This is a genomic window from Nocardia aobensis NBRC 100429, assembly GCF_000308375.1.
In the GTDB taxonomy this organism is placed as follows: domain Bacteria; phylum Actinomycetota; class Actinomycetes; order Mycobacteriales; family Mycobacteriaceae; genus Nocardia; species Nocardia aobensis.
In genome coordinates this window covers 1-25,298 of the sequence record NZ_BAFQ01000130.1, presented here as the reverse complement: position 1 = coordinate 25,298, position 25,298 = coordinate 1, and the positions used below count along the sequence as shown (strand labels likewise).

The 25,298-nt window shown below is 69.1% G+C and carries 25 protein-coding genes and 2 pseudogenes; 20 read left to right on the top strand and 7 right to left on the bottom strand.

Features of this window, described 5'->3' with window-relative positions; translation table 11 throughout:
* Positions 1-17: 17 nt before the first annotated feature.
* The 6 genes from pspM to RJ03_RS16330 all read left to right on the top strand — a co-directional run bounded on the left by pspM (position 18) and on the right by RJ03_RS16330 (position 4,098).
* Positions 18-767: a phage shock envelope stress response protein PspM gene (gene pspM / locus RJ03_RS16355; RefSeq protein WP_036503264.1), complete on the top strand. Its 750-nt coding sequence runs from the start codon at positions 18-20 to the stop codon at positions 765-767.
* A gap of 211 nt (positions 768-978) precedes the next feature.
* Positions 979-1,152 (top strand): hypothetical protein, encoded by a 174-nt coding sequence (locus RJ03_RS37775; protein ID WP_030513209.1) that lies wholly within the window; start codon positions 979-981, stop codon positions 1,150-1,152.
* 177 nt (positions 1,153-1,329) lie between these two features.
* Positions 1,330-2,043 (top strand): PIG-L deacetylase family protein, encoded by a 714-nt coding sequence (locus RJ03_RS16345; RefSeq protein WP_036503262.1) that lies wholly within the window; start codon positions 1,330-1,332, stop codon positions 2,041-2,043.
* Positions 2,044-2,151: 108 nt separating this feature from the next.
* Positions 2,152-3,315: a glycosyltransferase gene (locus RJ03_RS16340; protein ID WP_036503299.1), complete on the top strand. Its 1,164-nt coding sequence runs from the start codon at positions 2,152-2,154 to the stop codon at positions 3,313-3,315.
* Between the two features lie 46 nt (positions 3,316-3,361).
* A complete protein-coding gene (locus tag RJ03_RS16335; RefSeq protein WP_036503260.1) occupies positions 3,362-3,556 on the top strand; it encodes a DUF3046 domain-containing protein in 195 nt (64 codons plus the stop codon).
* Positions 3,557-3,624: 68 nt separating this feature from the next.
* Positions 3,625-4,098: a nuclear transport factor 2 family protein gene (locus RJ03_RS16330; protein WP_036503258.1), complete on the top strand. Its 474-nt coding sequence runs from the start codon at positions 3,625-3,627 to the stop codon at positions 4,096-4,098.
* Positions 4,099-4,214: 116 nt separating this feature from the next.
* Here RJ03_RS16330 and RJ03_RS16325 read toward each other — a convergent pair whose 3' ends face one another.
* Positions 4,215-5,624, bottom strand: a complete 1,410-nt coding sequence (locus RJ03_RS16325) for an MFS transporter (protein WP_051024757.1) — start codon at positions 5,622-5,624, stop codon at positions 4,215-4,217.
* A 96-nt stretch (positions 5,625-5,720) separates the two neighbouring features.
* Between RJ03_RS16325 and RJ03_RS16320 the strand changes: the two genes are divergently transcribed.
* The 6 genes and pseudogenes from RJ03_RS16320 (at position 5,721) to RJ03_RS16300 (ending at position 10,810) form a co-directional block, all read left to right on the top strand.
* Positions 5,721-6,755 carry an Lrp/AsnC family transcriptional regulator gene (locus RJ03_RS16320; protein ID WP_036503256.1) on the top strand — a complete coding sequence of 345 codons (1,035 nt, stop codon included), beginning with the start codon at positions 5,721-5,723 and terminating at the stop codon, positions 6,753-6,755.
* 216 nt (positions 6,756-6,971) lie between these two features.
* Complete coding sequence (gene recA, locus RJ03_RS16315) at positions 6,972-8,015, top strand: recombinase RecA (RefSeq protein WP_025351561.1); 1,044 nt, start codon at positions 6,972-6,974, stop codon at positions 8,013-8,015.
* A gap of 792 nt (positions 8,016-8,807) precedes the next feature.
* Positions 8,808-9,452: pseudogene (recX, locus tag RJ03_RS39060) on the top strand (recombination regulator RecX); the annotation flags it as partial.
* Between the two features lie 138 nt (positions 9,453-9,590).
* Entirely contained in the window at positions 9,591-10,043 is a 453-nt protein-coding gene (locus RJ03_RS39055) for a hypothetical protein (protein WP_373281704.1), read from the top strand.
* Positions 10,044-10,202: 159 nt separating this feature from the next.
* Positions 10,203-10,613 (top strand): hypothetical protein, encoded by a 411-nt coding sequence (locus RJ03_RS16305; protein ID WP_157163440.1) that lies wholly within the window; start codon positions 10,203-10,205, stop codon positions 10,611-10,613.
* On the top strand, positions 10,610-10,810 hold the full coding sequence (locus RJ03_RS16300; RefSeq protein WP_157163439.1) for a DUF6186 family protein: 201 nt from the start codon (positions 10,610-10,612) through the stop codon (positions 10,808-10,810). Before RJ03_RS16305 ends, RJ03_RS16300 begins: the two co-directional genes overlap by 4 nt.
* Positions 10,811-11,004: 194 nt before the next feature.
* Here RJ03_RS16300 and RJ03_RS16295 read toward each other — a convergent pair whose 3' ends face one another.
* The 4 genes from RJ03_RS16295 to RJ03_RS16280 form a co-directional block, all read right to left on the bottom strand.
* Positions 11,005-11,910 carry an amino acid ABC transporter permease gene (locus RJ03_RS16295; RefSeq protein WP_036503248.1) on the bottom strand — a complete coding sequence of 302 codons (906 nt, stop codon included), beginning with the start codon at positions 11,908-11,910 and terminating at the stop codon, positions 11,005-11,007.
* Positions 11,907-12,593, bottom strand: a complete 687-nt coding sequence (locus RJ03_RS16290; RefSeq protein ID WP_036503247.1) for an amino acid ABC transporter permease — start codon at positions 12,591-12,593, stop codon at positions 11,907-11,909. Before RJ03_RS16290 ends, RJ03_RS16295 begins: the two co-directional genes overlap by 4 nt.
* Positions 12,594-12,659: 66 nt before the next feature.
* On the bottom strand, positions 12,660-13,490 hold the full coding sequence (locus tag RJ03_RS16285; RefSeq protein WP_036503245.1) for a glutamate ABC transporter substrate-binding protein: 831 nt from the start codon (positions 13,488-13,490) through the stop codon (positions 12,660-12,662).
* Positions 13,491-13,575: 85 nt separating this feature from the next.
* Entirely contained in the window at positions 13,576-14,304 is a 729-nt protein-coding gene (locus RJ03_RS16280; RefSeq protein WP_036503292.1) for an amino acid ABC transporter ATP-binding protein, read from the bottom strand.
* Positions 14,305-14,601: 297 nt separating this feature from the next.
* On the opposite strand from RJ03_RS16280, the gene miaB reads away from it, so the two are divergent.
* On the top strand, positions 14,602-16,194 hold the full coding sequence (miaB, locus tag RJ03_RS16275; RefSeq protein WP_051024756.1) for a tRNA (N6-isopentenyl adenosine(37)-C2)-methylthiotransferase MiaB: 1,593 nt from the start codon (positions 14,602-14,604) through the stop codon (positions 16,192-16,194).
* Between the two features lie 148 nt (positions 16,195-16,342).
* Positions 16,343-16,925 (top strand): annotated as a pseudogene (locus RJ03_RS16270) (Rv2732c family membrane protein).
* Positions 16,926-16,953: 28 nt separating this feature from the next.
* On the opposite strand, the gene RJ03_RS16265 reads toward RJ03_RS16270, so the two are convergent.
* Together RJ03_RS16265 and RJ03_RS16260 are read right to left on the bottom strand one after the other, a co-directional pair.
* Positions 16,954-17,355 (bottom strand): nitroreductase family deazaflavin-dependent oxidoreductase, encoded by a 402-nt coding sequence (locus tag RJ03_RS16265; protein WP_036503243.1) that lies wholly within the window; start codon positions 17,353-17,355, stop codon positions 16,954-16,956.
* Between the two features lie 88 nt (positions 17,356-17,443).
* Entirely contained in the window at positions 17,444-18,952 is a 1,509-nt protein-coding gene (locus RJ03_RS16260) for a DUF349 domain-containing protein (protein WP_036503240.1), read from the bottom strand.
* Positions 18,953-19,151: 199 nt separating this feature from the next.
* On the opposite strand from RJ03_RS16260, the gene RJ03_RS16255 reads away from it, so the two are divergent.
* From RJ03_RS16255 to RJ03_RS16230, 6 genes are all read left to right on the top strand, one after another.
* On the top strand, positions 19,152-19,913 hold the full coding sequence (locus tag RJ03_RS16255; RefSeq protein ID WP_036503238.1) for a class III extradiol ring-cleavage dioxygenase family protein: 762 nt from the start codon (positions 19,152-19,154) through the stop codon (positions 19,911-19,913).
* Positions 19,910-20,833, top strand: coding sequence for a tRNA (adenosine(37)-N6)-dimethylallyltransferase MiaA (gene miaA, locus RJ03_RS16250; protein WP_036503236.1), 924 nt, complete (start codon positions 19,910-19,912; stop codon positions 20,831-20,833). Before RJ03_RS16255 ends, miaA begins: the two co-directional genes overlap by 4 nt.
* Positions 20,830-21,690, top strand: a complete 861-nt coding sequence (locus RJ03_RS16245) for a TrmH family RNA methyltransferase (RefSeq protein WP_051024755.1) — start codon at positions 20,830-20,832, stop codon at positions 21,688-21,690. Before miaA ends, RJ03_RS16245 begins: the two co-directional genes overlap by 4 nt.
* A 32-nt stretch (positions 21,691-21,722) precedes the next feature.
* Positions 21,723-22,604, top strand: a complete 882-nt coding sequence (gene dapF / locus RJ03_RS16240; protein ID WP_036503284.1) for a diaminopimelate epimerase — start codon at positions 21,723-21,725, stop codon at positions 22,602-22,604.
* 93 nt (positions 22,605-22,697) lie between these two features.
* Positions 22,698-24,299 (top strand): GTPase HflX, encoded by a 1,602-nt coding sequence (gene hflX, locus RJ03_RS16235; RefSeq protein WP_036503234.1) that lies wholly within the window; start codon positions 22,698-22,700, stop codon positions 24,297-24,299.
* A gap of 77 nt (positions 24,300-24,376) precedes the next feature.
* Positions 24,377-25,288 (top strand): lysophospholipid acyltransferase family protein, encoded by a 912-nt coding sequence (locus RJ03_RS16230; RefSeq protein WP_232329627.1) that lies wholly within the window; start codon positions 24,377-24,379, stop codon positions 25,286-25,288.
* Positions 25,289-25,298 lie beyond the last annotated feature (10 nt).

Below are 25,298 nucleotides of genomic sequence, written 5' to 3'. Positions count from 1 at the left end.
GGCGGCTTCCGGGCGCAGTGCGCGACGCCGGCGAATTCGCCTTGCACGCGGTCCGGAAGTGGGCCGACCCGCGGGAGCGGGAACTTCGCCGCCGGCGGCGGGTGCGGCGGCGCAGCCTCCGCTGGAGTGCGGCCTCGGGTGTGACCGCGCTGGGCACGGCCGGACTGGTGGCGATCTCGGCCCCCGTGTGGGCGGTTGTCGTGGTCGGTGGCGGTGCGGCCGCGCTGGTGACCGGCGCGGCGGTGAGTACCCGCCGGTACCTCGAGTTGCGTCGAAACCCCTTGCCGCCCGCGGCGTTCGTCCCGCGCCGGCTGCCCGGAGTGCAGTCCGCGGCGCGGGCGCCCATCGCCCGACTGGTCCGGGCGGAACGGGCCTTCTACGCCCTCGGCCGTCAGATCGAGGCGAGCGGCCGAGTGCCGGCCGACGATTTCGCCGACACCGTGGCGACCGCGGAATCCGGGGCAGCCGCCCTGCACGCTCTCGCCGGGGACATCGCGGCCATGGAGAAGGCGCTCGAGGTGGTCGCGACCTCGCATGCCGGGGCGGGGTTGCGGCAGCAATCGGGCGCGATGGTCGATCGGCTGGACGCCGGCGTGACCGAATACGAGCAGCTCGTCGCCGCCGCCGGTCAGATGCTGGCGGCCGGAGCGAGCACAGCGGCGACACCGGCGGACGACTTCGGCTGGGCCATGTTCACCTTGCGCGAGGCGGCCGACCGCCTGGACGGCTGGGCCCAGGCCCTCACCGATCTCGCCGACCGGCGCTGAACGCGGCCGCCTCGGCGGCATCCGTGCCTTCGCGGCCGCACGGGGCGATATTCGGCGCGCGGACCGATCCTCGCGGGTGATCCGGCTAGGGGTTCACCCTGAGATTTCCCGGATATCGGTCGTGACCTGGTGATTTTCCGTCGCCGAGTTGACAGTATGGAGGAGTCGGATCGCGCTGACGGCGGTTCGGAAACCTTCGGGAGGAATGGACATGTTCTGGAAGATTCTGGGCGTCGTCGCGCTCGTGTGGCTGGCGCTGATCGTGATCGGCGCGCTGGTCAAGGCGCTGTTCCCGATCCTGATGATCAGCGTCGTGGTCTTCGGCCTGTACCTGCTGTACAAGGCCGTCTCCGGCTCGAACAAGTCGACTGTCACCAAACTGTAGCCAGCTACAACCCGGGCCGTTCGGTACGAAAGCCGAACGGCCCGTTGCTGTTTCGCAACTACGAAGCCGAGAGATTTGCTGTGTTAGCGTTTCGCGAGAGGTGCACCTTCATGGTTCTCGGCCTAAGGGCCGAGAACCCGCGGTGGCGGAGCCGCCGCATCGAACACGGAGGCCGAAATTACAGCCCAACTACCCGAGGATTGGCAGCGCGGTCTGGTGATCGTCGCCCATCCCGACGATATCGAATACGGTGCCGCGGCCGCGGTGGCTCGCTGGACGAAGCAGGGTAAGGACATCCGGTATCTGCTGGTCACCAGCGGTGAGGCCGGGATCGCGGGCCTGCCGCCGGCCGAGTGCGGGCCGGTGCGGCAGCAGGAGGAGATCGCCTCGGCGCGCGCGGTCGGCGTCGAGGAGGTGGAGTTCCTGGGCTATCCGGATGGGCGGATCGAGGGTGGGCTCGGTTTGCGCCGCGATCTGGCCGCGGCGATCCGGCGGCATCGCCCGGAGATGGTGGTGTTGTTCAATTTCGGCGACACCTGGGCGCCCGGATATGCGAACAGCGCCGATCATCGCGCGGTGGGGCGCAGTGCGCTGGACGCGATCTCGGATGCGGGCAACGAATGGATCTTCCCGGAGCTGGCCGAATTGCCGATCTGGACGCCGCGTTGGGCCGCGGTGGTGGGCCCGGTGGTGACGCACGCGGTGGACGTCACCGATACCGTTCGGGCCGCGGTGGATTCGCTCATGCAGCACAGCCGCTACCTGAGCGCGCTCAGTGACGAGCCGGTGGCGGACCAGGCTCGCGCCATCGTGGATCGGGCCACGGGGCCGCATGCCGGTTTCGCTGCCGAGCGGGCGGTCGGGTTCGAGCTGTACCACTTCGCCGACTGACCGCCGGTACTGTGAGCGGCCACGATCGGTTCCGGCGGCGTTCATGACCGTCGGGTAGCTGTGCCCGCCCGGCATCGGGTGGTGACCGGGTATGGCATGGTGGGGCGCATGCGAGTGGCTGTCGTCGCGGGTCCGGATCCGGGTCATGCGTTTCCGGCGATCGCGCTGTGTCTGCGGTTTCTCCAGGCGGGCGATGATCCGGTGTTGTTCACCAGTCCGCGCTGGTTCGATGCGGCGCGCGAGGCGGGGATCGCGGTGCGGCGGTTGAAGGGTTTGGCGCCGCGCCCGCAGGACGACGACGCCGACGCGGGTGCGCGCATCCATGACCGAGCGGCCCATATCTCCTCGGAGATCCTGCCCGATCTCAGTGCCATGCTGCCGGAGCTGGTGGTCTCGGATGTGCTCACCGCCGGCGGCGGGATGGCCGCCGAGCGGCTGGGGGTGCCGTGGGTCGAGCTGTCGCCGCATCCGCTGTATCTGCCGTCGAAAGCGTTGCCGCCCATCGGTAGTGGGCTCGCGCCGGGTGAGGGTCTGCGTGGGCGGATGCGCGATACGGTGCTGCGCGGGCTGACCGCGCGCGCGATCACCCGCGGCGATCGGCAGCGGGGAGCGGCGCGGGCGAGCGTGGGGCTGCCGGAGCTGGATCCCGGCCCGGATGCCCGGTTGATCGCCACACTGCCCGCTCTGGAGGTCGACCGGCCGGATTGGCCGGAGGACGCGCATGTGGTGGGGCCGCTGCTGTGGGAGCCGACGTCGGAGGTGCTGGCGCCGCCGCCCGGTGACCGGCCGCTGGTCGTGGTCGCGCCGTCCACGGCCCGGACCGGATTCGGTGATCTGGCGACCGGTGCGCTGGAGGCGCTCGCGGACAGCGATGTGCGCGTGGCGATCTCGATGCTCGATACGCCACCGGAGGACCTTCCGCCGTGGGCGACGGCCGGCCTGGGACGGCAGGACGAGCTGTTGCGGCATGCCGCGGTGGTGGTCGGCGGCGGAGGGCACGGGTTGCTGGCCAAAACTCTGCTCGCCGGCGTGCCGATCGTGACCGTGCCCGGTGGAGGTGATCAGTGGGAACTCGCCAATCGTGCGGTGCGCCAAGGTAGTTCGCTGCTGGTACGGCCGTTCACGCCCGAATCGCTGCGCGCGGCGGTGCGCACCGTCCTCGGCGACGAGTCCTATCGCAAGGCCGCCGCGGCGGCCGCGGCCACCGCCTCCGATGTCGCCGATCCGATCGACATCTGTCACCGCACACTGGACCGGGCGCGCGCGAGCTGACCGCGCCGCCGTCGGCCGTTCGTGGGCGACCGGTACCCTCGGCACGGTGCGGTTGACTGAATTTCAGGAACTCTTGCATACCGAATTCGGCGTCGCCCGCGGCGACCTGCTGCTGGCCGATCATGTCCTGCCCTCGATGAACGGCCGTACCGGCTCCCAGGCGATCGAGGACGGTATCGACCCCCGCGAGGTCTGGCGTGCTCTGTGCGCCGAATTCGACGTACCGAAGAACCGCTGGTGACCGGGTAGCGGTCGGCTGCGTCACAGCGGCCTTGACCTCGAGTTCGCTCGAGGTTGCAGGGTGGTCGCATGGATACCGAGATCACCGAGAACCGGATTCGGGAACTACTGGACCGGTCCGAGATAACCGACCTGCTGGACCGCTATCTGCGGTCGCTCGACGAGGGCGTATTCGACGATCGGTGGGCGCGGACCTACTACACCGAGGACGCGACCGCGGAGATGCCGATCGGCACCGTCCGCGGCCGCGACGCCGTACTCGCGCACATCCGGCGCGGGATGGCGCTGTTCGACCGGACCGTTCATCTGGGAACCAACGCGGTGATCGAACTCGACGGCGACCGCGCCACGGCACGCGGCGCTCAGCTGAGCACTCATGTCCTCGCCGACGGTTCCGAGGGGGTCTTCATCTCCGCCGGGCATGCCGACACCGAATTGGCCCGGACGGCCGACGGCTGGCGGATCCGGGCGTCGTCGCTGCGCATCACGTGGACTCAGGGAACCCCGCCGCGACTGCCGGTGGGGCTCGGCCCCGAAGTGTGAGCGCACCTTCTCCGAATCGGCCACTGCGCCGCGGCGCGGAATCAGCACTGCGCCGCGGCGCGGAATCAGCACCGCGCCGCGGCGCGGAATCGGCACTGCGCCGCGGCGCCGCCGGTTCAGCCGACGGGGATCTCTGCGGCGGCCGGTTCCGCCGTCTCGGCGCTCCGGGGACGAGGACGGAACAGGGCGAAGGCGATGAGGCCGAGAACGATGCCCACACCCGCTGCCACCGCCACGGCCGCGTCGAGCCCGGACACGAACTGCGACACCGTGTTCCGGCCCTCGCCGGCCGCGCTGCGGAATGCCGTGCCGAGTACCGCGACCCCGAGGGCGAGGCCCAGTTGGCGTGCGGTGTTGACCGCCCCGGCGGCGGTGCCGCTCTGCTGCGGGGGCACCGCGGCCATCGCGACCGCCACCAGCGGCGGCGCGAGCACGCCGATGCCGATGCCGATCACCACGTAACCGAAAAGTAGTGCACTCCAGGTCGATCCGGCGTCGATCACGCCCAGCAGACCCGCCCCGATACCGGTGATCACCAATCCGCCGCCGATGGTCCAGCGGGGTGCCACGTCGTGCAGCCACCGCCCGAACGCGCCCGAGACCACGAACGCCGTCGCCGCCATCGGCAGCATGGACAGTCCGGCGCGCAGTGGGCTGAGCTGCAACGGCTGCTGCAGCCACAGGGAGATGAGGGGGCTGCTCGCGAAGGCGGCGAAATTGAAGCCCGCCGCCGCGACCAGGGTGGCCGCGAACTCCCGGTTGCGCAGCAGTGCGAGCGGGAACATCGGTGTGGCGCTGCGTGATTCGACGAGGACGAAACAGCCGATCGCGATCGCGCCGAGGGTCAGCGTGGCGACTGCCGCGCCGTCGCCCCATCCGTCCTCCCCACCCCGGATGATGCCGTAGGTCAGCGCGGTGGCCGCGACGGCGAAGGCGGCCATTCCGGCGAGGTCCACGCCACGGCCGGGGCGTCGTGGCGAGGGGCCGAAGGCGTACAGCGACAGCGCGATGGTGACGGCCGCGATCGGCAGGTTCACCAGGAAGATCCAACGCCACGACAGCAGGTCGGTCAGCACCCCGCCGAGCACCACACCGATGCCGGCGGCCGCACCCGCGATCGCACCCCAGGCGCCGAACGCGGTGCCGCGATCACGGCCGGTGTAGGTGGCGTGCAGCAGCGACAGCGTGGTCGCGAACATGGCCGCACCGCCGATGCCCTGCACGGCCCGCGCGGCCACCAGCAGGGCCGAGGACTGGGCCAGTCCGCACGCCAGTGAGGCGGCGGCGAAAACCACGAGGCCCGCGAGATAGGTGGGTTTGGCGCCGAACCGATCGGCGAACGAACCCAGGACCAGCAGCAGTGCGGCCAGTCCCAGCGCATAGCCGTCGACGACCCACTGCAGGCCCGACAGTCCGGTGCCGAGATCGGCGGCGATGTCGGGGAGTGCGACGTTGACGATGGTGACGTCGATGAGCAGCATCAGCGTGCCGAGGCACGCCGCGAACAAGGGGAGCCATTTCCGCATGGCGACCTCCGGGTAGGGCGAACGATATCGACGCCAAGCGTGCGAGATGTTTGAATATCCATCCAGCTACCCGGCCCTCGATGTGAGATTCCGCCTGTGAACAGCGAAGACGAACTCGAATCCTCCGTTCTCGATACGCTCGACAAGCAGATCGTGCACGGCTTGGTCACCGATGCCCGCATCCCGTTCGCCACCCTGGGCGCGATCCTCGGCGTCTCCGAACAGACCGTGGCCCGCCGCTTCCGGTCGATGCGCCAACGCGGCATCCTGCACGTCTCCGGCCAGGTCAACGCCATGCCGCTGGGGAATACGCGCTGGATGCTGCGGGTGCGGTCGACCCCGGACAAGGCGCTGCGGCTCGCCGAATCGCTGGCGCGACTGCCGGACGTGAGTTGGGTGGCGCTGCTGTCGACCGGTTCGGAGGTCACCTGCGTGAGCCGCCCGCGCTCGATCGAACAGCGAGACGCGTTGCTGCTCAACGTCCTTCCGCGAGCCAGCCAGGTCACCGGATTGATGGCCTACGAGATCATCCACCGATTCCCGCTGGCAGAGGAGTGGCCACGGTACAGCAGGCTGCTGACCGAGGAACAGTTGCGGCAGCTGGGACCGAGGCCCGCGATGAACGATCAGCGCGGGCCCGACGCGCCGATGGAGCTGTCCGCGGCCGACGAGGCGATGCTCGCCCTGCTGGCCCGCGACGGGCGCGCCTCCTATGCCCGGCTGGCGGCCGAAACCGGCTGGAGCCCAACCCGGGTCGCGCGGCGGATGTCCGAGCTGACGGCGGCGGGCGTGCTGTATTTCGATCTCGATTTCGCCATCGAGCGCATGGGGTACGCGGTGCGGGCGTCGCTATGGGTGCGGACGCATCCGGCCGAGCTCGACGCCATCGGCCGGGCGATCGCCACCCATCCGGAGACGGCGTTCGTCGCGGCCACCACCGGGCCCACCAATCTGGTCGCCTCCATCGTCTGCCGCGACAGCTCACACCTGTACCGCTACCTCACCGAGCGGCTGGGGGCTCTGGACGGGATCGTCGACGTGGAGGTGACGCCGACACTGCGGATGCTGAAACAGGCGCAGGCGCTGATGCAGACCGATCGGATCGCGGTGGTGCCGACGGCGACTCGATGACCGGGCACGGCCGCATCGGGGCCGCGTGACCGGCCGGATAGCGCGGCGATTGCCGGGGACGGGGTGCGGCTGTACGGCCGCCGTGCGTGTCGGCGGGCGCGTCGCTTGCCTCGAACACGTGTTCGTCTAAGCTTGCCATCAGAACTTGTCGGTGCCGCCCTCTACCGTGGGCGCCAACCACACAACGAGACTTACCCGTCAGAAGGGGAACAGACGATGGCACCACAGGCCTACGACCGTGACAAGGCGCTCGAGCTCGCTCTTGCGCAGGTCGAGAAGAGTTTCGGTAAGGGCGCGATCATGCGTCTGGGCGAGGAGGCGCATCAGCCCATCTCGGTCATTCCGACGGGTTCGATCGCACTGGATGTGGCGCTGGGCATCGGCGGTCTGCCGCGTGGCCGCGTCGTGGAGATCTACGGTCCGGAATCCTCCGGTAAGACCACGGTCGCTCTGCACGCCATCGCCAACGCGCAGGCCAACGGCGGACTCGCGGCCTTCATCGACGCCGAGCACGCGCTGGATCCGGAATACGCCCGCAAACTCGGCGTCGACACCGATGCCCTGCTGGTGTCGCAGCCCGACACCGGTGAGCAGGCACTGGAGATCGCCGACATGCTGGTGCGCTCCGGCGCGCTGGACATCATCGTCATCGACTCCGTCGCGGCGCTGGTACCGCGCGCGGAAATCGAGGGCGAGATGGGCGACAGCCACGTCGGTCTGCAGGCCCGTCTGATGAGCCAGGCGCTGCGCAAGATGACCAGTGCGCTCAACAACTCCGGCACCACCGCCATCTTCATCAACCAGCTGCGCGAGAAGATCGGCGTGATGTTCGGCTCGCCCGAAACCACCACGGGTGGTAAGGCATTGAAGTTCTACGCCTCGGTGCGTCTGGATGTGCGCCGCATCGAGACGCTGAAGGACGGCAGCGACGCGGTGGGTAACCGCACCCGCGTCAAGGTCGTCAAGAACAAGGTGTCGCCGCCGTTCAAGCAGGCCGAATTCGACATCCTCTACGGTGCCGGCATCTCCAAGGAGGGCTCGATCATCGATATGGGTGTCGATCAGGGCTTCATCCGCAAGTCCGGTTCCTGGTACACCTACGAGGGCGATCAGCTCGGCCAGGGCAAGGAGAACGCCCGCAAGTTCCTGCTGGAGAACACCGACGTGCGCGACGAGATCGAGAAGAAGATCAAGGAGAAGCTCGGCATCGGTGCCGACGTCACCGCAGACGCGGGTGCCGAGGCGCCCGTCGACTTCTAACCGATGCCGCACCGGGAAGCGCCGGGGTCCACACCCCTCCCGGACCCTGGCGCCTCTCGGCTCGACGCCGTCGAACGCCTGCGGCGGCAACTGGAAGATATCGAATCCCGCTCCCGACGCACCGGCGACCCGGACGAGGAGTCGTGGTCGAAACCCGTTCGCCGACAGGGTGGTTCGCCTCGTCGCCGGCGATCGAAGCCTAGCGCCGGGGATTCGCCCACCGGTGTATGGCGTTCCGATGACGGACCTGTGCCCCAACATGATTCGGTCGATGACACGGGCACATCCGTACACGTGGACCGGCCGGTATTCGAGCCTGAGCTTCCGCCCCGCATCGAGCCGGAGGTTCGCTCCGGTTCCGAGTCCGAGTTTCGGCGTGGTGGTGGGCCGGAGGTTCGGTCCGGTCCCGAATCCGACTCTCGGCGTCTTGGTGGGCCTGAAGTTCGCTCTGGTTCCGAGCCCGACGTTCGGCGTGGTGGGCCGGAGGTTCGCTTCGGTTCCGAGCTTGACGATCGGCGTCGTGATGGACTCGAGGACCGGGTCGGCTCCGAGGTCGAGGGGCGGATGCGGTCGAGTGTCGACGCCGCGATCTCCGGCCACCGCGGTGATGGCTCTGCGACACAGGATTCCCAGGCGCGCAATCGAATTCGCGCACTGCAGGCCGAGGTCGACGCGCTGCAGCGGAGGCGGGGCGAGCGTGCCGACGGGGATCGTCTGCTCGGCCGCACCCACCGGGCGGAGGGGCAGCCGAAGGGTGGCGACGACGGCTCGTTCGTTCCGGACGACGGCCCCGTGGCGTATCCGCGGTCGGATGGCGGGGCGGATGCTGGCGGCTCGAGAAGACGGTCACGCGGAGCCGGCGGGAACGGGGGAGGGCGCCGGGGTTCGCGGCGTCGATCCGATGACGGCGACGGGAAGCGTTCCGACGCCGCGCAGACCGCTGCGCCGAAGGCGTGGACCGAGGCACAGGCCAAGGACATCTGCCTGCGCCTGCTCACCGATCGAGCGCGCAGCCGCGCCGAACTGGCGGACAAACTGGCAGCCAAAGGGTTCGCGCCCGAGGTCGCCGAGCGGGCACTGAACCGCCTCGCCGAGGTCGGACTGATCGACGATGCCGCCTTCGCCGAACAGTGGGTGCACTCCCGTCACACCTTCTCCGGTAAGGGGAAAAAGGTTCTCGCGCAAGAACTTCGACGCAAAGGAGTGTCCGACGCCGATGCCGGGCCCGCACTGGCCGCCATCACTCCCGCCGACGAAAGCGCCCGTGCCGCCGAACTGGTCCGCCGCAAACTCACCACCCTGCCGGCGGACCTTCCCGCCGACACAGCGACCAACCGGCTGGTCAGCATGCTCGCCCGCCGCGGCTACAACCAAGCCATCGCCTACGCCGTGGTCAAGGACGAGCTCGCCGCAGCCGCCACCTCGAGCGGCGACCTCGACCGTTCCGAGCACGCAGATCACGTCGCGGGCGACGAACCGGCCGACGGTTCCCTTCCCCTTGTAGCGGAACAACATTCGCCGAAGGAGCGAGTCGGGAAAGGGTCCGGCCTCACCTCGACCGGGTCGGCATCGCGGATATCCGAGCCCGACGACGCCGAGCACGCCGCACAGCTGGTACGGAAAAAGCTCGCGACACTATCGCGCGACGTCCCGCAGGACAAGATCATGGCGCGACTGGTCGGCATGCTCGCCCGCCGCGGTTATCCGCAGTCCATGGCGTATGCCGTGGTGAGGGACGAAATTGCCGCGACCACGAAACCATTTGCGGCACAGCGGAATCGGACTGGGAAAGCACCCCTCGCCGAGGACGGTGCCGACGCGGATACGGTAGCTGGGGATTCCGACGACAACGAGGCGGAGCGAGCCGCGGAACTGGTACGCCGCAAACTGCGCACGATGCCGCGAAGTCTGTCCGAGGACAAGGCGGTCAACCGCCTCATCGGTATGCTCGCCCGCCAGGGATTTCGCCAGTCGACCGCCTACGCCGCCGTGCGCGCCGAACTCGCACACGGTTACCCGCCCGACTGAACAGCGCGCACAACGCCGCCTCGTCCGTTCGGCCGACGCCGCCGCGACGCCATCCACGCGAATCGGAAAGAAGGCCCCGGTCGCCAGCCGGCTCGGCAGTCGACGGCCGGCACTGCGCGCGACTCGACCGGTGTCCGGCGGAGGTCCTATGCTGCGCTGGTGACCACCGACGTGCGGGGTGGCAGGAGGGGGCAGCGTCGTGCTGGTCTGATGGCCGTCTGGGTCGCGGTGGCGGTGGTGGGGTCGTTCACACGTCCGTTCGGTGTGGCCGCGACGGTGCTGGTCGCCGGGGTCGCTGTCGTGGTCGCCGTCCGCGCCGTTGCGCTCGGAACGCGGCCTGTTTCGTTCACTCCGCCGGTTCGGCGTGCGGTGGTGGTGTGGTCGATCCTGCTGGCGGCGGTACTGGCGTGGGAGTTGTATGCCTGGCTGTCCCAGCCCGCGCTGCTCGTACCGGATGCCGCCCATCCCACCCTGTCGACATTGCTCAGCCCCGCGCTGGAGGGCGGGGCGGGGCGTTTCGCCGGATGGCTGCTCTGGGTGGGGGCCGGATGGTGGATGGTGCGGAGATGACCGATCGCGCACTGGTGATCACCGGATTCGCGGTCCTCGTCGTCGCGGTGATCGTCGCGGCGGTCGTGGCATGTCTGCGGCGCGCGTGGTTCGCCGGCCTCGGTGACACGGTGCGCGCGCTGACCCGTACCCGCACCGTCCGGATCGTCGCGGTGGTGCTGTGGGCCTGGCTGGGCTGGCATTTCCTGGCCAGATGAGTCGCCGGTTGGACACCCGTCCCCGGTCGCCGCGAGTGGCGTGGCTTGGCGACCGGGGTGGTGCGTGACCAGGATCGACCATCGAGCCGGCGGGGGCGAGGGTTGTGCTCGGTGCGAGCGCAACTCGTCCCGCGGAGGACGTCGACACCGCCGCCCGGCGCACCCGTATCCGCCGCGATCGCCGAACCGCCCGGTTACGGCGAGGTGGTCCGGCTCAGCGACAGATCCACGCCCGGCGCGGCATCGGTGAGCACCGAATTCACGCCCAGCACCGTCCGGCCCCGGCGGCGCGACCGCAACCGCTGTTCCACCCTGGTGGCGAGGAAGGTCAGCGCCCAGTTCAGGGCGATCATGATGACGGCCACCACGATCAGCGCCGGCACGGTGTTCTGCTCGGCCGCGCCCAGCTGCTGACCCTGGCGCACGATCTCCTGATAGGTGATCTGGTAGCCGAGTGCGGTGTCCTTGAGCGCCACGACCATCTGCGAGATCAGCGCCGGCAGCATCGCCGTCACCGCCTGCGGCAGCAGGATCATCCGCATCATCTGACCCTTGCGCAATCCCAGGGCCTGCGCCGCCTCGGTCTGCCCGCGCGGCAGCGACCGAATGCCCGAGCGCACGATCTCGGCGATCACCGACCCGTTGTACACGGTCAGCGCGATCACCACGGCCGCCAGCGCCAGCTGGTCGGAGGCGAACAGATTGTCCTTGGCGAACCAGTTGTAGAGGAAGATCATCAGAATCAGCACCGGAATGGCCCGCGCCACCTCGACGATCGCCCCCGCCACCCACCGCACGACGCGATGGTCGGACAGGCGCAACAAGCCGAAGATCACGCCGATCGCCATCGCGAACACGATCGCCAGCGCCGCGGCGACCACGGTGCCACGCAAGCCGGGCAGGATGTAGGTCTGCCAGACTTCCGACTGCACGAACGGCTTCCACTTCTCGGCGGTGAGCTGGCCCTTCTCGTCGAACGCCCGCCACACCAGCCAGCCGAGCACCACCAAAGCCGCCAGCACCAGCACCGAATACAGCGCATGCCGCCGGCGCGCCTTCGGGCCGGGGACGTCGTAGAGGACCGAGGCGTTCGCGCTCATCGCTTCACCTCGAATCGCTTGGCCAGCCAGCCGAACAGCAATCCGGTGGGCAGGGTGAGAATGACGAAACCGAGGGCGAAGATCGCGCCGATGGCGAGAATATCGGCCTCGGTCTCGTTCATGGATGCCATCAGCGCCGCCGCCTCGGCCACGCCGATCGCCGAGGCGATGGTGGAATTCTTCGTCAACGCGATCAGTACGCTGCCCAGCGGCGCGATCACCGACCGAAAGGCCTGCGGCAACACCACATGTCGCAGATTCTGGCCGAAGGTCAATCCCAGTGACCGTCCCGCCTCGGACTGTCCCAGCGGCACGGTGTTGATACCCGCGCGCAGCGATTCACAGACGAACGACGCCGTGTACACGCTCAAGCCGAGGACTGCGAAACGAAAGTTGTTGGTGGGCAGGAAATCCAGTCCCGAACTCTCACTCGCGAGCTTGATGCCGAGGGTGGTGTAGAGACCGAGTGAACAGAACACCAGAATGAGGGTGAGCGGGGTATTGCGGAAAATGGTCACATACGCCGTCCCGATCCACCGCGCCACCGGAATCGGCGACACCCGCATCGCCGCCACCAGGGTGCCGATGATCAGCGCCCCGATCGCGGAGATCACGGTCAGTTTGATGGTCACCCAGAAGGCGTCCCACAGCTGATTGTCGTATCGGGAGATCAAGTCGAACACGGTGGACGCGCCCTCCTACTTCTCTGTGCCGGACGGGGTTGCGGCGCGGCCGGAACCCGTGCCGATTCAGTAGCGGTCGACCTGCGGCGGCGACGGGATCGGGAAGGTGTTGCCGAAGTTCTTCTCCAGCGAGGCTTTCCAGGACCCGTCGTTGATCATCGATTCGATCGCATCGTTGATCTTGTCGCGTGAGTCCTTGTCGCCCTTCTTCAGGCCGATGCCGTAGTTCTCGGTCGTGAACGGCTGCCCGACCACCTTCACCTGGCCCGGCGACTGCGCGGCGTAACCGGCCAGAATGATGTTGTCGGTGGTCACCGCGTCCACCGCCCCGGATTTCAGCGCCTCCACACACAGCGAATAGGTGTCGTATTCCTGCAGCTGCACATCGTTGGCGAAATTCTTCTGAATGTTCTGCGCCGGCGTCGATCCCTTCACCGAGCAGAGTTTCTTGCCGCCCTTCAGCGATTCCGGTCCCGTGATGTCGGTGTTGTCGGCGCGCACCAGCAACGATTGGCCCGCAACGTAATACGGCCCGGCGAAGTCGACCTTCTGCTTGCGCTGATCGGTGATCGAATAGGTGGCGACCACGTAATCCACCTGCCCGTTCTGGATCAGCGTCTCACGTTGTGCGGACGGCGCCTCCTTGAAGGTGATCTTGTCCGGGCTGACGCCGAGTTTCCCGGCGACGTAGGTCGCCACGTCCACGTCGAATCCGGAGAACGACCCGTCCCGATTGCGCAGGCCCAGACCCGGCTGATCGAATTTGATGCCGATGGTGAGTTTGCCTTCCGACGCGTGTTCGGTGGCTGTCTTGTTGCTGCCGCCGCCGCATCCGCTCGCGACGACCGCGATGGCCAGCGCGCCGATGCCGAACCGCAGCGCTCGGGTGATCCTCATCGAATGCCTTCTCTCTCGTGAAGTGTGAAGGGTCCTCCGCGGTGCCGGGAGCGGTCATCGCTCCCGCCGCGGTCGTGAACAGCGATCAATGGCTCAGAATTTTGCCCAAGAAATCCTTGGCCCGCTCGGAAGCGGGTGCGGTGAAGAAGGTTTCGGGTGCCGCGTCCTCGACGATCCGGCCGTCGGCCATGAACAGCACGCGGTCTCCGGCGCGGCGGGCGAATCCCATCTCGTGCGTGACCACCAGCATCGTCATGCCCTCCTTGGCCAAGGCGACCATCACTTCCAGCACCTCGTTGACCATTTCCGGATCCAGGGCGGAGGTGGGTTCGTCGAACAGCATCACCTTCGGATTCATCGCCAATGCCCGGGCGATGGCCACGCGCTGCTGCTGACCGCCCGACAGCTGCGCCGGATACTTGTCGGCCTGATCGGCGATGCCGACCCGATCGAGCAGTTCCAGCGCCCGCGCGCGCGCCTGCTTCTTGTCGATGCGGCGTACCTTGACCGGACCGAGCATCACGTTGTCCAGAATCGTCTTGTGCGCGAACAGATTGAACGACTGGAACACCATCCCCACGTCGGCGCGCAACTTCGCCAGTGCGCGCCCCTCGGCGGGTAACTCGACGCCGTCGACGGCGATGGTGCCGGAATCGATCGGCTCGAGCCGATTGACGGTGCGGCACAACGTGGATTTGCCGGACCCGGACGGGCCGAGCACGATCACCACCTGTCCACGCGGCACTTCCAGATTCACGTCACGCAACACATGCAGATCACCGAAGTGCTTGTCCACGTTGCGCATCGAGATCATCGGCGGAACGGTCGCGGACGCCGCGGCCGCGGTGGCAGCGCCCGGGTCGGAGGTGTTCCCAGCGCTGGCGGTGCCGGGTGTTGCGTCGGCAGCATCGGTCATGACAGTCGACCCTAGAGCGGTCCTGCGCGAAATGCGCACTTTTGGCGCGTGCGTCGCGCCGTCGCCGCCTGCGCTTAACCCGGTGGTGACCTGGGCGCCCGGCCACGTGACCGGCGTCACCAGCCCCCCGATCGTGGCGACCGGGGTGGGCGTCCGATTTCGCACAGCGTCTACCCTGGACCCGTGAATTCGTCCATGCAGGTTGCAGCGCATTCGGCTGCGGGACGCGCCCCCGGTTCGGCCACCGATCCGCAGTCGCCGCGGACCTACGAGGTGCGCACCTACGGCTGCCAGATGAACGTGCACGACTCCGAACGGCTGTCGGGCCTGCTCGAGGACGCCGGATACACCAAGGCCACGGGCGGGCAGACCGCCGATCTGGTGGTGTTCAACACCTGCGCGGTGCGCGAGAACGCCGACAACAAGCTGTACGGAACGCTCGGACATCTGGCGCCGATCAAGGCCGAGCGGCCCGGTATGCAGATCGCGGTCGGCGGCTGCCTCGCGCAGAAGGACCGCGACACCGTCGTGCGCAAGGCGCCCTGGGTCGACGTCGTCTTCGGCACCCACAACATCGGGTCGCTGCCGGTGCTGCTCGAACGCGCCCGGCACAACGAGCAAGCGCAGGTCGAAATCCTGGAATCGTTGGAGGCGTTCCCGTCCACGCTGCCCGCTCGCCGCGAATCCGCCTACGCCGGCTGGGTGTCGATCTCGGTGGGCTGCAACAACACCTGCACGTTCTGCATCGTGCCCTCGCTGCGCGGCAAGGAGGTCGACCGGCGGCCCGGCGATGTACTGGCCGAGGTGCAGGCGCTGGTGGATCAGGGAGTGCTCGAGGTGACGTTGCTCGGGCAGAACGTCAACTCCTACGGTGTGAACTTCGCCGAACCCGCACTGCCGCACGGACATCCGGCCGACTTCGCGCCCGAACACCGCGATCGCGGCGCCTTCGCGAAACTGCTGCGTGCCTGCGGCAGTATCGACGGGCTCGAGCGGGTGCGGTTCACCTCGCCGCATCCGGCGGAATTCACCGACGACGTCATCGAGGCGATGGCACAGACCCCGAACGTGTGCCCGCAGCTGCACATGCCGCTGCAGTCGGGTTCCGACCGGGTGCTCAAGGCGATGCGCCGGTCCTACCGCAAGGACCGCTACCTCGGCATCATCGAGAAGGTGCGCGCCGCGATGCCGCATGCCGCGATCACCACCGACATCATCGTCGGCTTCCCCGGGGAAACCGAGGAGGATTTCCAGGAAACCCTGGATGTGGTCCGGCAGGCCCGGTTCACCAGCGCCTTCACCTTCCAGTATTCGATCCGTCCCGGCACGCCCGCGGCCACCATGGCCGATCAGGTACCCAAGGCGGTGGTCCAGGAGCGCTACGACCGGCTGATCGAACTGCAGGAACAGATCTCGCTGGAAGCCAATCGCGCGCTGATCGGCACCGAGGTCGAACTGCTGGTCGCCGAGGGCGCCGGCAAGAAGAACGCGGCCACCGCGCGGATGAGCGGCCGGGCGCGCGACGGCCGCCTGGTGCACTTCCGGCCCGGTGAGGCGGCGATCCGGCCCGGCGATATCGTCACCGTCGACATCACCGAGGCGGCGCCGCACCACCTCATCGCCGACGGCCCGATCCACAACCACCGCCGTACCCGCGCCGGCGACGCGCACGAACGCGGTGTGCTGCCCAAGACCGCACCGATCGGAGTGGGCCTGGGGTTGCCGCGGATCGGCGCGCCGGAGCCGCTGCCGGCGGCCGCCGGTTGTGACACCGGATGTGGGGTCTGACATGGCCGAACGCGGGAACGAGGATGCCGATCGCGACGTCACGCCGGAGCGCTCCGGCGACGCCTCGCCCGCGCCGCGGCACCCGCACCAGCCGGAGCCGAGCGATGTGACCGAGCCGAATCCTGCGACCGAGCCGAATGAGGAGAGCATGAACCCCGCAGAGTCGAAGGTCTTCGAGCAGTTCCGCGGTGATCTCGAGGCCGTCGAACGCAAGATCGCCGGCGAGATCGACCCCGGGACGCGCGCCATGGTGGTCGCGATCGCGGTCTTCGTGCTGCTGCTGTCGCTGATCCTGCCGCACGCCGGCGCCGCCCGCGGCCTCGACGTGCTGGCCTTCGACACCCACGCGCAGGACGAGCACATCGGGCTGCCGTCGCGGGTCTTCGAATGGTTCGTGGTGATCTTCGGAATCGGGTTCTCGTCGCTCGCGCTCGTCACCCGCCGCTGGGCACTGGCGTGGGTGGCGGTCGCCGGATCCGCGGTGGGCAGTGTGTTCGGAGTGCTCTCGATCTGGCACCGTCAGACGCCCGGCCTCGGCAACTATCACGGCGCCGGACCCGGTATCGGACTGATCCTGGCCACGATCGCGATCGTCGTGCTGACCTTCCACTGGATCCGAGTGGTGTGGAGCCCGGACCGCGCTGCAGCTCGAGGCCGAGGAGCGCCGGCGCATCGCGGCCGCCGAACAGGAAGAGCAGGACCGGCGCCGGCTGTTCGGCGACGACAAGTAGCCGGACCGGCGCTCGGGAGGCGTCGTTCTCAGCGGCGCAGTGCCACCACGGGGATGGTGCGTGCGGTCTTCGTCGCGTGTTCGGCGAAGAACGGATACAACGCGGTGAGCTCGGTCCACGCCCGGTCGTAATCGGCGCCCTGCAACGGTACGGCGGTGGCTGGATAGGTCTCCCGGTCGACCTCGACCGTCACGGCCGGATCGGCGACGAGATTCAGATACCAGTCCGGATGCTGCGGGGCGCCCACGTTCGAGGCGACGACCAACAGCCGGTCGCCGTCGGGATGGAACATCATCGGCGTGGTGTGCGGAGTCCCGGACCGGCGGCCGGTGGTGGTGAGCAGCACCAGACGCTCCCGGTGCATCCCCTCGATCGGGCCCCCGGCCCGGAACTGCTCGATGACGCCTCGATTGATCTCGCGGACATCCATGGTCGGCTCCTCGTCCGGATCGCTACGGGCAGGAACGGCTCATACCGGCCGGCGGCGAACTCGGCACCGCCGACCGGCGACGAACGTCTCAGCGCCGACTGACCGCGCCCTCGGCGGCATCGGCCCATTCACGCCACTGCTTGGCCTGTTCGAGCGCCTTCTCGGCATCGCGCGGGCGGCCCGCGGCCTCGGCCTTGGCCGCCTGCTCCTCGAATTGGGCGACCCGCTCGCGGAACTGCGCCGCGCGCGCCATCGCCTCGGGATCGGTGCGCCGCCACTGGGCGTCCACCGCCTCGCGCACCCGCTTCTCCAGCGCCCGCAGTTTGCCCTCGAGTTCGTGCATGCGCTCGCGTGGCACCTTGCCGATGGCGTCCCACCGCTCCTGCAGTTCGCGCAGGGCCGCACGAGCGGAATCCAGTGTGGCGGACTCGGGTTCGATGTGCTCGGGGATGCGGTCCTCGTAGTGGCGCAGCAGTTCTTCCTTGGCCGCCGCGTTCTGCCCGAATTCGGCATCGCGTTCGGACGCGGCGGCATTGCGCGCGGCGAAGAACACGTCCTGGGCGCTCTTGAACCGCCGCCACAACTGCTCGTCGGCCTCGCGGGGCGCGCGCCCGGCCGCCTTCCATTCGGTCAGCAGATCGCGGAAGAGCGCGGCGGTGCCCACCCAGTCGGTGGAATCGGACAGCTCCTCGGCGCGCGTGCACAGCTCCTCTTTGCGAGCCTTCGCGGCGGCGCGTTCGCGATCGAGTTCGGCGAAGTGCGCGCCCCGGCGGCGGTTGAACGCCTCGCGTGCCTTGGAGAAGCGCCGCCACAGCGCATCGTCGACCTTGCGGTCCACCCCGCGGATGGACTTCCACTCCTCGAGGATTTCGCGCAGCCGGTCACCGGCCGCCTTCCACTGGGTGGATTCGGCGGCGATCTGCTCGGCCTCCGCGCACAACGCCTCCTTGCGCTCGGTGTGCTCGTGCCGGGTGCGTTCCTTCTCCTCCTTGGCGTGGGCGGCCGCCTCGTCGGAATGTTCGATGATCGCCTGCAGGCGCTGGGCCAGACCGTCCACATCGCCGATCACCGCCGCGGTGGGTAGCGAGTCGGCGAGCGCGACGGCCGCGGCCTTGGTCTTGCGGGCGTCCGTGCCGGCCGCGAGGCGAGCCTCGAGCAGCGCGACCTCGGTGGCCAGATCGTCGAAGCGACGCCCGAAATGCGCCAGCCCCTCGGCGGCGTCACCGGCCTGCCACGAACCGACGACGCGTTCGCCGCCGGCGGTCTTGACCCAGGCGGTGCCGTCGTCGTCGACCCGGCCCCACTCGCTGGGATCGCTGACGGTCGGCACGACCACGGGATGCGGATGCTCGTGGGCGGGGCCGGGGACGGGAGCCGGTTTGACGTGGTGAGTCGCCGCGGGTTTCGCCGCCGGCTCGGTCCGCTGCGCCGCGGCGGGTTTGGGCGCCCCCGGCTTGGGTACTCCGGGTCGTGGTGCCGCGCCGGGTTTCGGGGCGGCATCGGCCGGAGTCGGACGCTTCGCGGCGGGATTGCTGGACTGCTGCGCCGCGCCGGTTTCCGGATGCACTGCCTTCTCGGTTCCGCTGTTGTCGGTCATCGCTCCTCATCCCTGCCGCGCGTCACGGCTGCCTGGTTACGCCCTAGCAGATCCCATTCAACCAGCCAATAGACAGAATTGCCCTCTCTTGCGAACGGTGGCGTGCAGCGAGTGACGGTTGAGAGTGGTGGGAACACGCTCACCCGCGGTGAGCGACGGCCTCGGCCGCCGTTTTCCCGGCGGCCGCTACCGTTGACGGGTGTTTCGTGTCGCCGCGTTGATTCCCTCGCCGCTCGTGCTGATTCCCGAACTGGGCGGTGCGACGCCGCTGACCGACTCCACCCATCCGGCCGCGCAGGTGCCGCAGCTGCGCGAGGCGGTGCTGACGGCCGGGCGGATGCTGGCCCGGCAGGCTCGGCGCTGGACCATTGTCGGCGCGGGCACCGAGCCGCCGGCCGGTGTGGGTAGTTTGCGCGGCTTCGGCGCGGACGTCCGGGTCACCTTGTCGGCGACCGAACCCGCCGGTGAGCCGCGACCCGACTGGCCGACCGCACTGCTGGTGGGTGCCTGGCTGCGCGGCCGGATCGCGGCCGAGGACGGCGACGACATCGAGGCGCGGGCGCAGCCGGTCGACCCCGGCGCCGAGCCGTCGCACTGCGTGGACCTGGGATCCCGGCTGCGCGGTGAGCTGGACGCCGACCCCCGTCCGCACGGCGTGCTGGTCGTCGCCGACGGCGCCGCCACCCTGTCCACCACCTCACCCGGATATCTCGATCCCCGGGCCGAGCGCGAACAACGGCGGATCGACGACGCCCTCGACGCCGGTGACCGCGCGGCACTCGGCGCGCTGGACCCCGGGCTGTGCGCCGAACTCGAGGCGGCCGGCCGTCCCGGCTTTCAGGTGCTGGCCGGACTGTTCGGCATCGACACCGCCGATCCGAAGGTCGAAACCCTGTATCGCGCAGCGCCTTTCGGTGTCGGATATCACGCGTCGGTCTGGTATCCGGCGGGTGCGCGATGAGGGCGCCCATCGCCGTCATCGGCCCGACCGCGACCGGAAAGTCCGATCTGGCATTGGAATTGGCGAGTCGCCTGGACGGTGAGATCGTCAACATCGACGCCATGCAGCTGTATCGCGGCATGGATATCGGCACCGCCAAACTGGCACCGCAGCAGCGCCGCGGCATCCCGCACCACCAACTCGACGTGCTGGAAGTGACCGAAACGGCCACCGTCGCCGCATATCAGGCCGCGGCCTGCGCCGATGTCGAGGACATCCGCGCGCGCGGCCGGGTGCCGGTCATCGTGGGCGGTTCGATGATGTACGTGCAGGCGCTGCTCGACGAGTGGGAGTTCCCGGCCACCGACATCCGCGTCCGCGAGAAGTGGGAGGGGGTTCTCGAGCGCGAGGGTGTCGCGGCCGTTCACGCCGCCTTGCGAGTCGCCGATCCCGTTGCGGCGCAGACCATTCTGCCGACCGACGGGCGGCGGATCGTGCGGGCGCTCGAGGTGGTCGAACTCACCGGCCGCCCGTTCGCCGCCTCGCAGCCGCAACGCGGCACGCCTCGCTGGAACACCACGATCATCGGCGTCGACCGCGAGACCGCCGAACTCGACGCGCGTATCGAGACCCGCACCGAGACCATGTTCGCGCAGGGTCTCGTCGACGAGGTGCGAGAACTGATCGGCCGCGGCCTGCGCTCGGGCCTGACCGCACGCCGGGCGATCGGATACGCACAAGTCCTGGCTCATCTCGACAACGAATACGACCTGAGCCATGCGCGTGAGCGCACGCTGATCGGCACCCGCCGCTACGTGCGCCGGCAACGCTCGTGGTTCCGCCGCGACCCGCGCGTGCACTGGGTCGACGGCGCCGATCCGCGGCTGGCGGATTCGGTACTGGCCCATGTGCTCGACGAACAGGAATCGATTCGGCAGTGACCCGCCCATCGACCACCCGCAATGCCTCCGTGGGGGAGTGGCGCGCCTATCTCGGCAACCGCGCCCGGCGCCGCAGCGACGGCCGCTTTCTCGTGCACGGCCGGGAACCGATCACCGCGGCCGTGGCGAACGGGTGGCCGCTGGAAGCGGTGCTGTACCGCCTCGGCGCCCCGTTGCCGCCGTGGGCTCGTGAGGTGCTCGACGACGACGCGGTGCCGGCGATCGGACTGGTCGGCGACGCCCTCGACGAACTCGCCGAACCCGGCACCGGCACACCGGAACTGGTGGCCCTGGCACACACCCGCGGCCGGGATCCGGCGCAGATCTGCCTCGATCCGGCACATCCGGTGGTCGTGATCGATCGCCCGTCCTCCGCGCTGCGGCTGGGCAGCGTGCTGCGCACCGCGCACGCCTTCGGTGCCGCCGCGGTCGTGATCAGCGGATCCGGCGCGGACGAATACGACCCGCGGTGTGTGCGCGCCTCGGCCGGAGCGCTGTTCGCGGTGCCGGTGGTGCGCGTGTCCGGGCCGCCGGCCGTCGCCGAATTACGGGCGGGCGCGAAAGTCCCGGCCCGGCTGGTCGGTGTCGGGACCGAACCCGGCGACCGGCCGGTCGATGCGCACACCTTCGCGGATGCGACGATCATGGTGCTCGCCGACGACGGCGTGCTCGACGCGCGGTGGCGCGACGCATGCGACGCGATGGTGCGGATTCCGGCGGGTGCGACGCCGGTCACCCCCTGCGCCGTATCGGTCGTGCTGTACGAAATATCCCGGCAGCGCCGGGTGTCGGTATCGAGGGAGAACGCCGGCGCGGCCGGCCAATGTGCGGGACAGGTGGAGGATCGACGTCGATGAGCGAGCAGCAGCGGGTGTCCGGCGCGGCCGATATCGAGTTCAGCAAGGGCCACGGGACCCAGAACGATTTCGTGGTGCTGCCGGACTCCGACGCGCGCCTGCGCCTGGCGCCCGACACCGTCGCCGTGCTGTGCGACCGGCGCCAGGGTATCGGCGCCGACGGTGTGCTGCGCGTCGCCCGGGCGGGCGCACTGGTGGAGCGGGGCGAACTCGCCGGACTTCCCGACGGTGTGGCCGCGGCGGACTGGTTCATGGACTACCGCAACGCCGACGGATCGATCGCCGAGATGTGCGGCAACGGTGTCCGCGTCTTCGCCCACTATCTGCTCGCCACCGGGTTGCAGCAGGAGACCGAATTCGTGGTCGGCACCCGCGCGGGTGCGCGGTCGGTGGTCGTGCACTCCTTCGACGAGGTACTCGGCGAGGTGACCGTCGGTATGGGCCGGGTGCGGATGCTCGGCGATTCCACCGCCACCGTCGCCGGCAGCGCGCTGCCCGGGGTCGGGGTCGACGTCGGCAATCCGCATCTGGCCTGCGTCGATCCCGGGCTCACCGCCGACGGTCTGGCCGCACTCGACCTCACCGTGCCGCCCGGATTCGATCCGGAGTTGTTCCCGCAGGGCGTGAACGTGGAGATCCTGACCGCGCTCGGCGAGGACGGCGCGGTGGATATGCGGGTCTACGAACGCGGCGTCGGCGAAACCCGCTCCTGTGGCACCGGCACGGTCGCCGCGGCCGCCGCGGCGCTGACGGGTGCGGGAGTCGATCCGGCGACGGAGTCCGCGCAGGTGCGGGTCCGGGTGCCCGGCGGCGCGGTCACCGTCGGCATCGATCACGGGCAGGCGTGGTTGCGCGGCCCCTCGGTGCTGGTCGGTTCCGGGCATCTCGCCGGTGAGTGGTGGGCCGGCGCCTGAATTCGTGTGAGCTGCGCCGTACCGGGCCGTTCCGGCCGGGGCCGGAAATATCCGAGTGCGCCGGGTGGTTGTGGCGTGGGACCATGGAGGTGTATGAGGAAATCACAAACGTACGAGTTCACCCCGATCGAGCAACTCGACTCGGACACGGACGGCTACGCGGACCAGGACTACAGCATCGGCGATGACGACGCCGATACCGGCGTGACCGATTACGACGCCGACGAGACCGAAGGCAGCGGTTTGTCCGGCAACGGCTGGGCCGCCGAGCCCACGGTCGGTGAGCTGCAACTCGACGAACGCAGCGCGCTGCGACGTGTCGCCGGGCTCTCGACCGAGCTCACCGACATCACCGAGGTCGAGTACCGGCAGCTGCGACTCGAGCGGGTCGTGCTGGTCGGTGTGTGGACCGAGGGCAGCGCGGCGCAGGCCGACGCCAGCATGGCCGAATTGGCCGCGCTCGCCGAAACCGCCGGCTCCCAGGTGCTCGACGCGCTGATCCAGCGCCGCGACAAGCCGGATCCGGCCACCTACATCGGCTCGGGTAAGGCCGACGAACTGCGCTCGGTGGTGCTCGAGACCGGCGCGGACACGGTGATCTGCGACGGTGAGCTGACCCCCGCGCAGCTGAACGCGCTGGAGAAGGTCGTCAAGGTGAAGGTCATCGACCGCACCGCGCTGATTCTGGACATCTTCGCCCAGCACGCCACCTCCCGCGAGGGCAAGGCGCAGGTGTCGCTGGCGCAGATGGAGTACATGCTGCCGCGACTGCGCGGCTGGGGTGAATCGATGTCGCGGCAGGCCGGTGGCCGAGCCGGTGGTGCGGGCGGCGGTGTGGGTACCCGTGGCCCCGGTGAGACCAAGATCGAAACCGATCGCCGCCGGATCCGCGAGCGTATGGCCAAACTGCGCCGCGAGATCAAGGAGATGAAGACCGCGCGTGACACCAAACGGTCGCGGCGCACTTCCAGCGGCATTCCGGCGGTCGCGATCGTCGGCTACACCAACGCCGGCAAATCCAGCCTGATGAACGCCCTGACCGGTGCGGGCATCCTGGTGCAGGACGCCCTGTTCGCCACCTTGGATCCCACCACCCGGCGCGCGGCGCTCGACGACGGCCGCGAGGTCGTCTTCACCGACACCGTCGGATTCGTCCGGCATCTGCCGACACAGCTGGTGGAGGCGTTCCGCTCCACACTCGAGGAGGTCACCGGCGCCGATCTGCTGCTGCACGTGGTCGACGGTTCCGACGCGCTGCCCGATCAGCAGATCAAGGCCGTGCGTGAGGTGATCACCGATGTGCTGCGTGAGCAGGGCGAGGGGGCCGGACCGCCGGAGTTGCTGGTGGTGAACAAGATCGACGCGCTGGACGCGACGCAGCTGGCGCATCTGCGTGCCCAGTTGCCCGGGGCGGTGTTCGTCTCGGCCCGCACCGGACGTGGAATCGACCAGTTGCGCGAACGGCTGGCCGAGATCCTCGGCGGGCTCGATGTCGAGGTGAGTGTGCTGCTCCCGTACACTCGTGGTGATCTGCTCGCGCGCATCCACTCCGACGGCCGCATCATCAGCTCCTCGCACGAGGAGGGTGGTACGCGGGTGCGGGCCCGGGTTCCCCGGGCGCTCGCGCCGACCCTGTCGCAGTATGCGCACGCGGGCACCATCGGCAGTGCGGAAGCAGCGGGGCCTTCGCGCTGAAGCTTTCGTAGTCTGTGTGCCACAGTCGTTTTCGGTAGAATCGCGTCTTTCACCGAACGGCTGCAGGGAGGGTGCAAATGTCCGGGACCGAGTCCACGCCTGTCGATGTCATGCCCGACGACTCCACCGCCGCGCGCTCGGTGGAGTCCGTACGGCAGCTCAGTGACGGCGCGCCGCTGCGAATGACGGTGCCCGCCATCGATCTTCGCATCTTCGACGCACTGTCGACGCCGGTGCGGCTGTGGAACAGTCCGGTCTTCCACGGCTTGGACAACATTCCCGAGACGGGCCCGGTCATGCTCGTCGGCAACCACACGCTGCTCGGCGGTGTGGACGCGCCGCTGCTGGTGCACGAGATCTATCACCGCACCGGCCGGGTGGTGCGTGGCCTGGCGGAGAACGTGCTGATGCGGGTACCGCCGGTGCGCGAGCTCGTGCACCGAATCGGCAGCGTGCGCGGTTCGCGCGACAACTGCCGCACCCTGCTCGACAACGGTGAGGCGGTCATCGTCTTCCCGGGCGGCGGCCGCGAGGCGATGCGCCGCAAGGGCGAGAAGTACCACTTGAAGTGGGAGGGCCGCACCGGCTTCGCGCGGATGGCGATCGAGGCCGGCGCGCCGATCCTGCCGACCGCGATGATCGGCGCCGACGACGTGTTCGACGTCGTCTTCGACGGTGATCATCCGGTGATGAGCCCGCTGCGCTGGACCGTCGAGGCGCTCGGTATCCGTGGCAACCTCACTCCGCCGCTCATGCGCGGCATCGGCCCCACCGTCGTGCCGCGGCCCGAGCGGTTCTACTACTCGATCGGTACGCCCATCGAGACCACGCCGTGGCAGGACGCCACCGATCTGGACGCCGCCGCCGAGGAATTGCAGCAGGTGGTGCACAAGGCGCTGGAGGAGGAGATCACCGCTCTGCTGGCCGAGCGCGATCGTGACCGCGGCCGCACGCTCTGGGGCCGGGTACGCGGCGCCGTGGGGCTGTAGAGGTTTACCC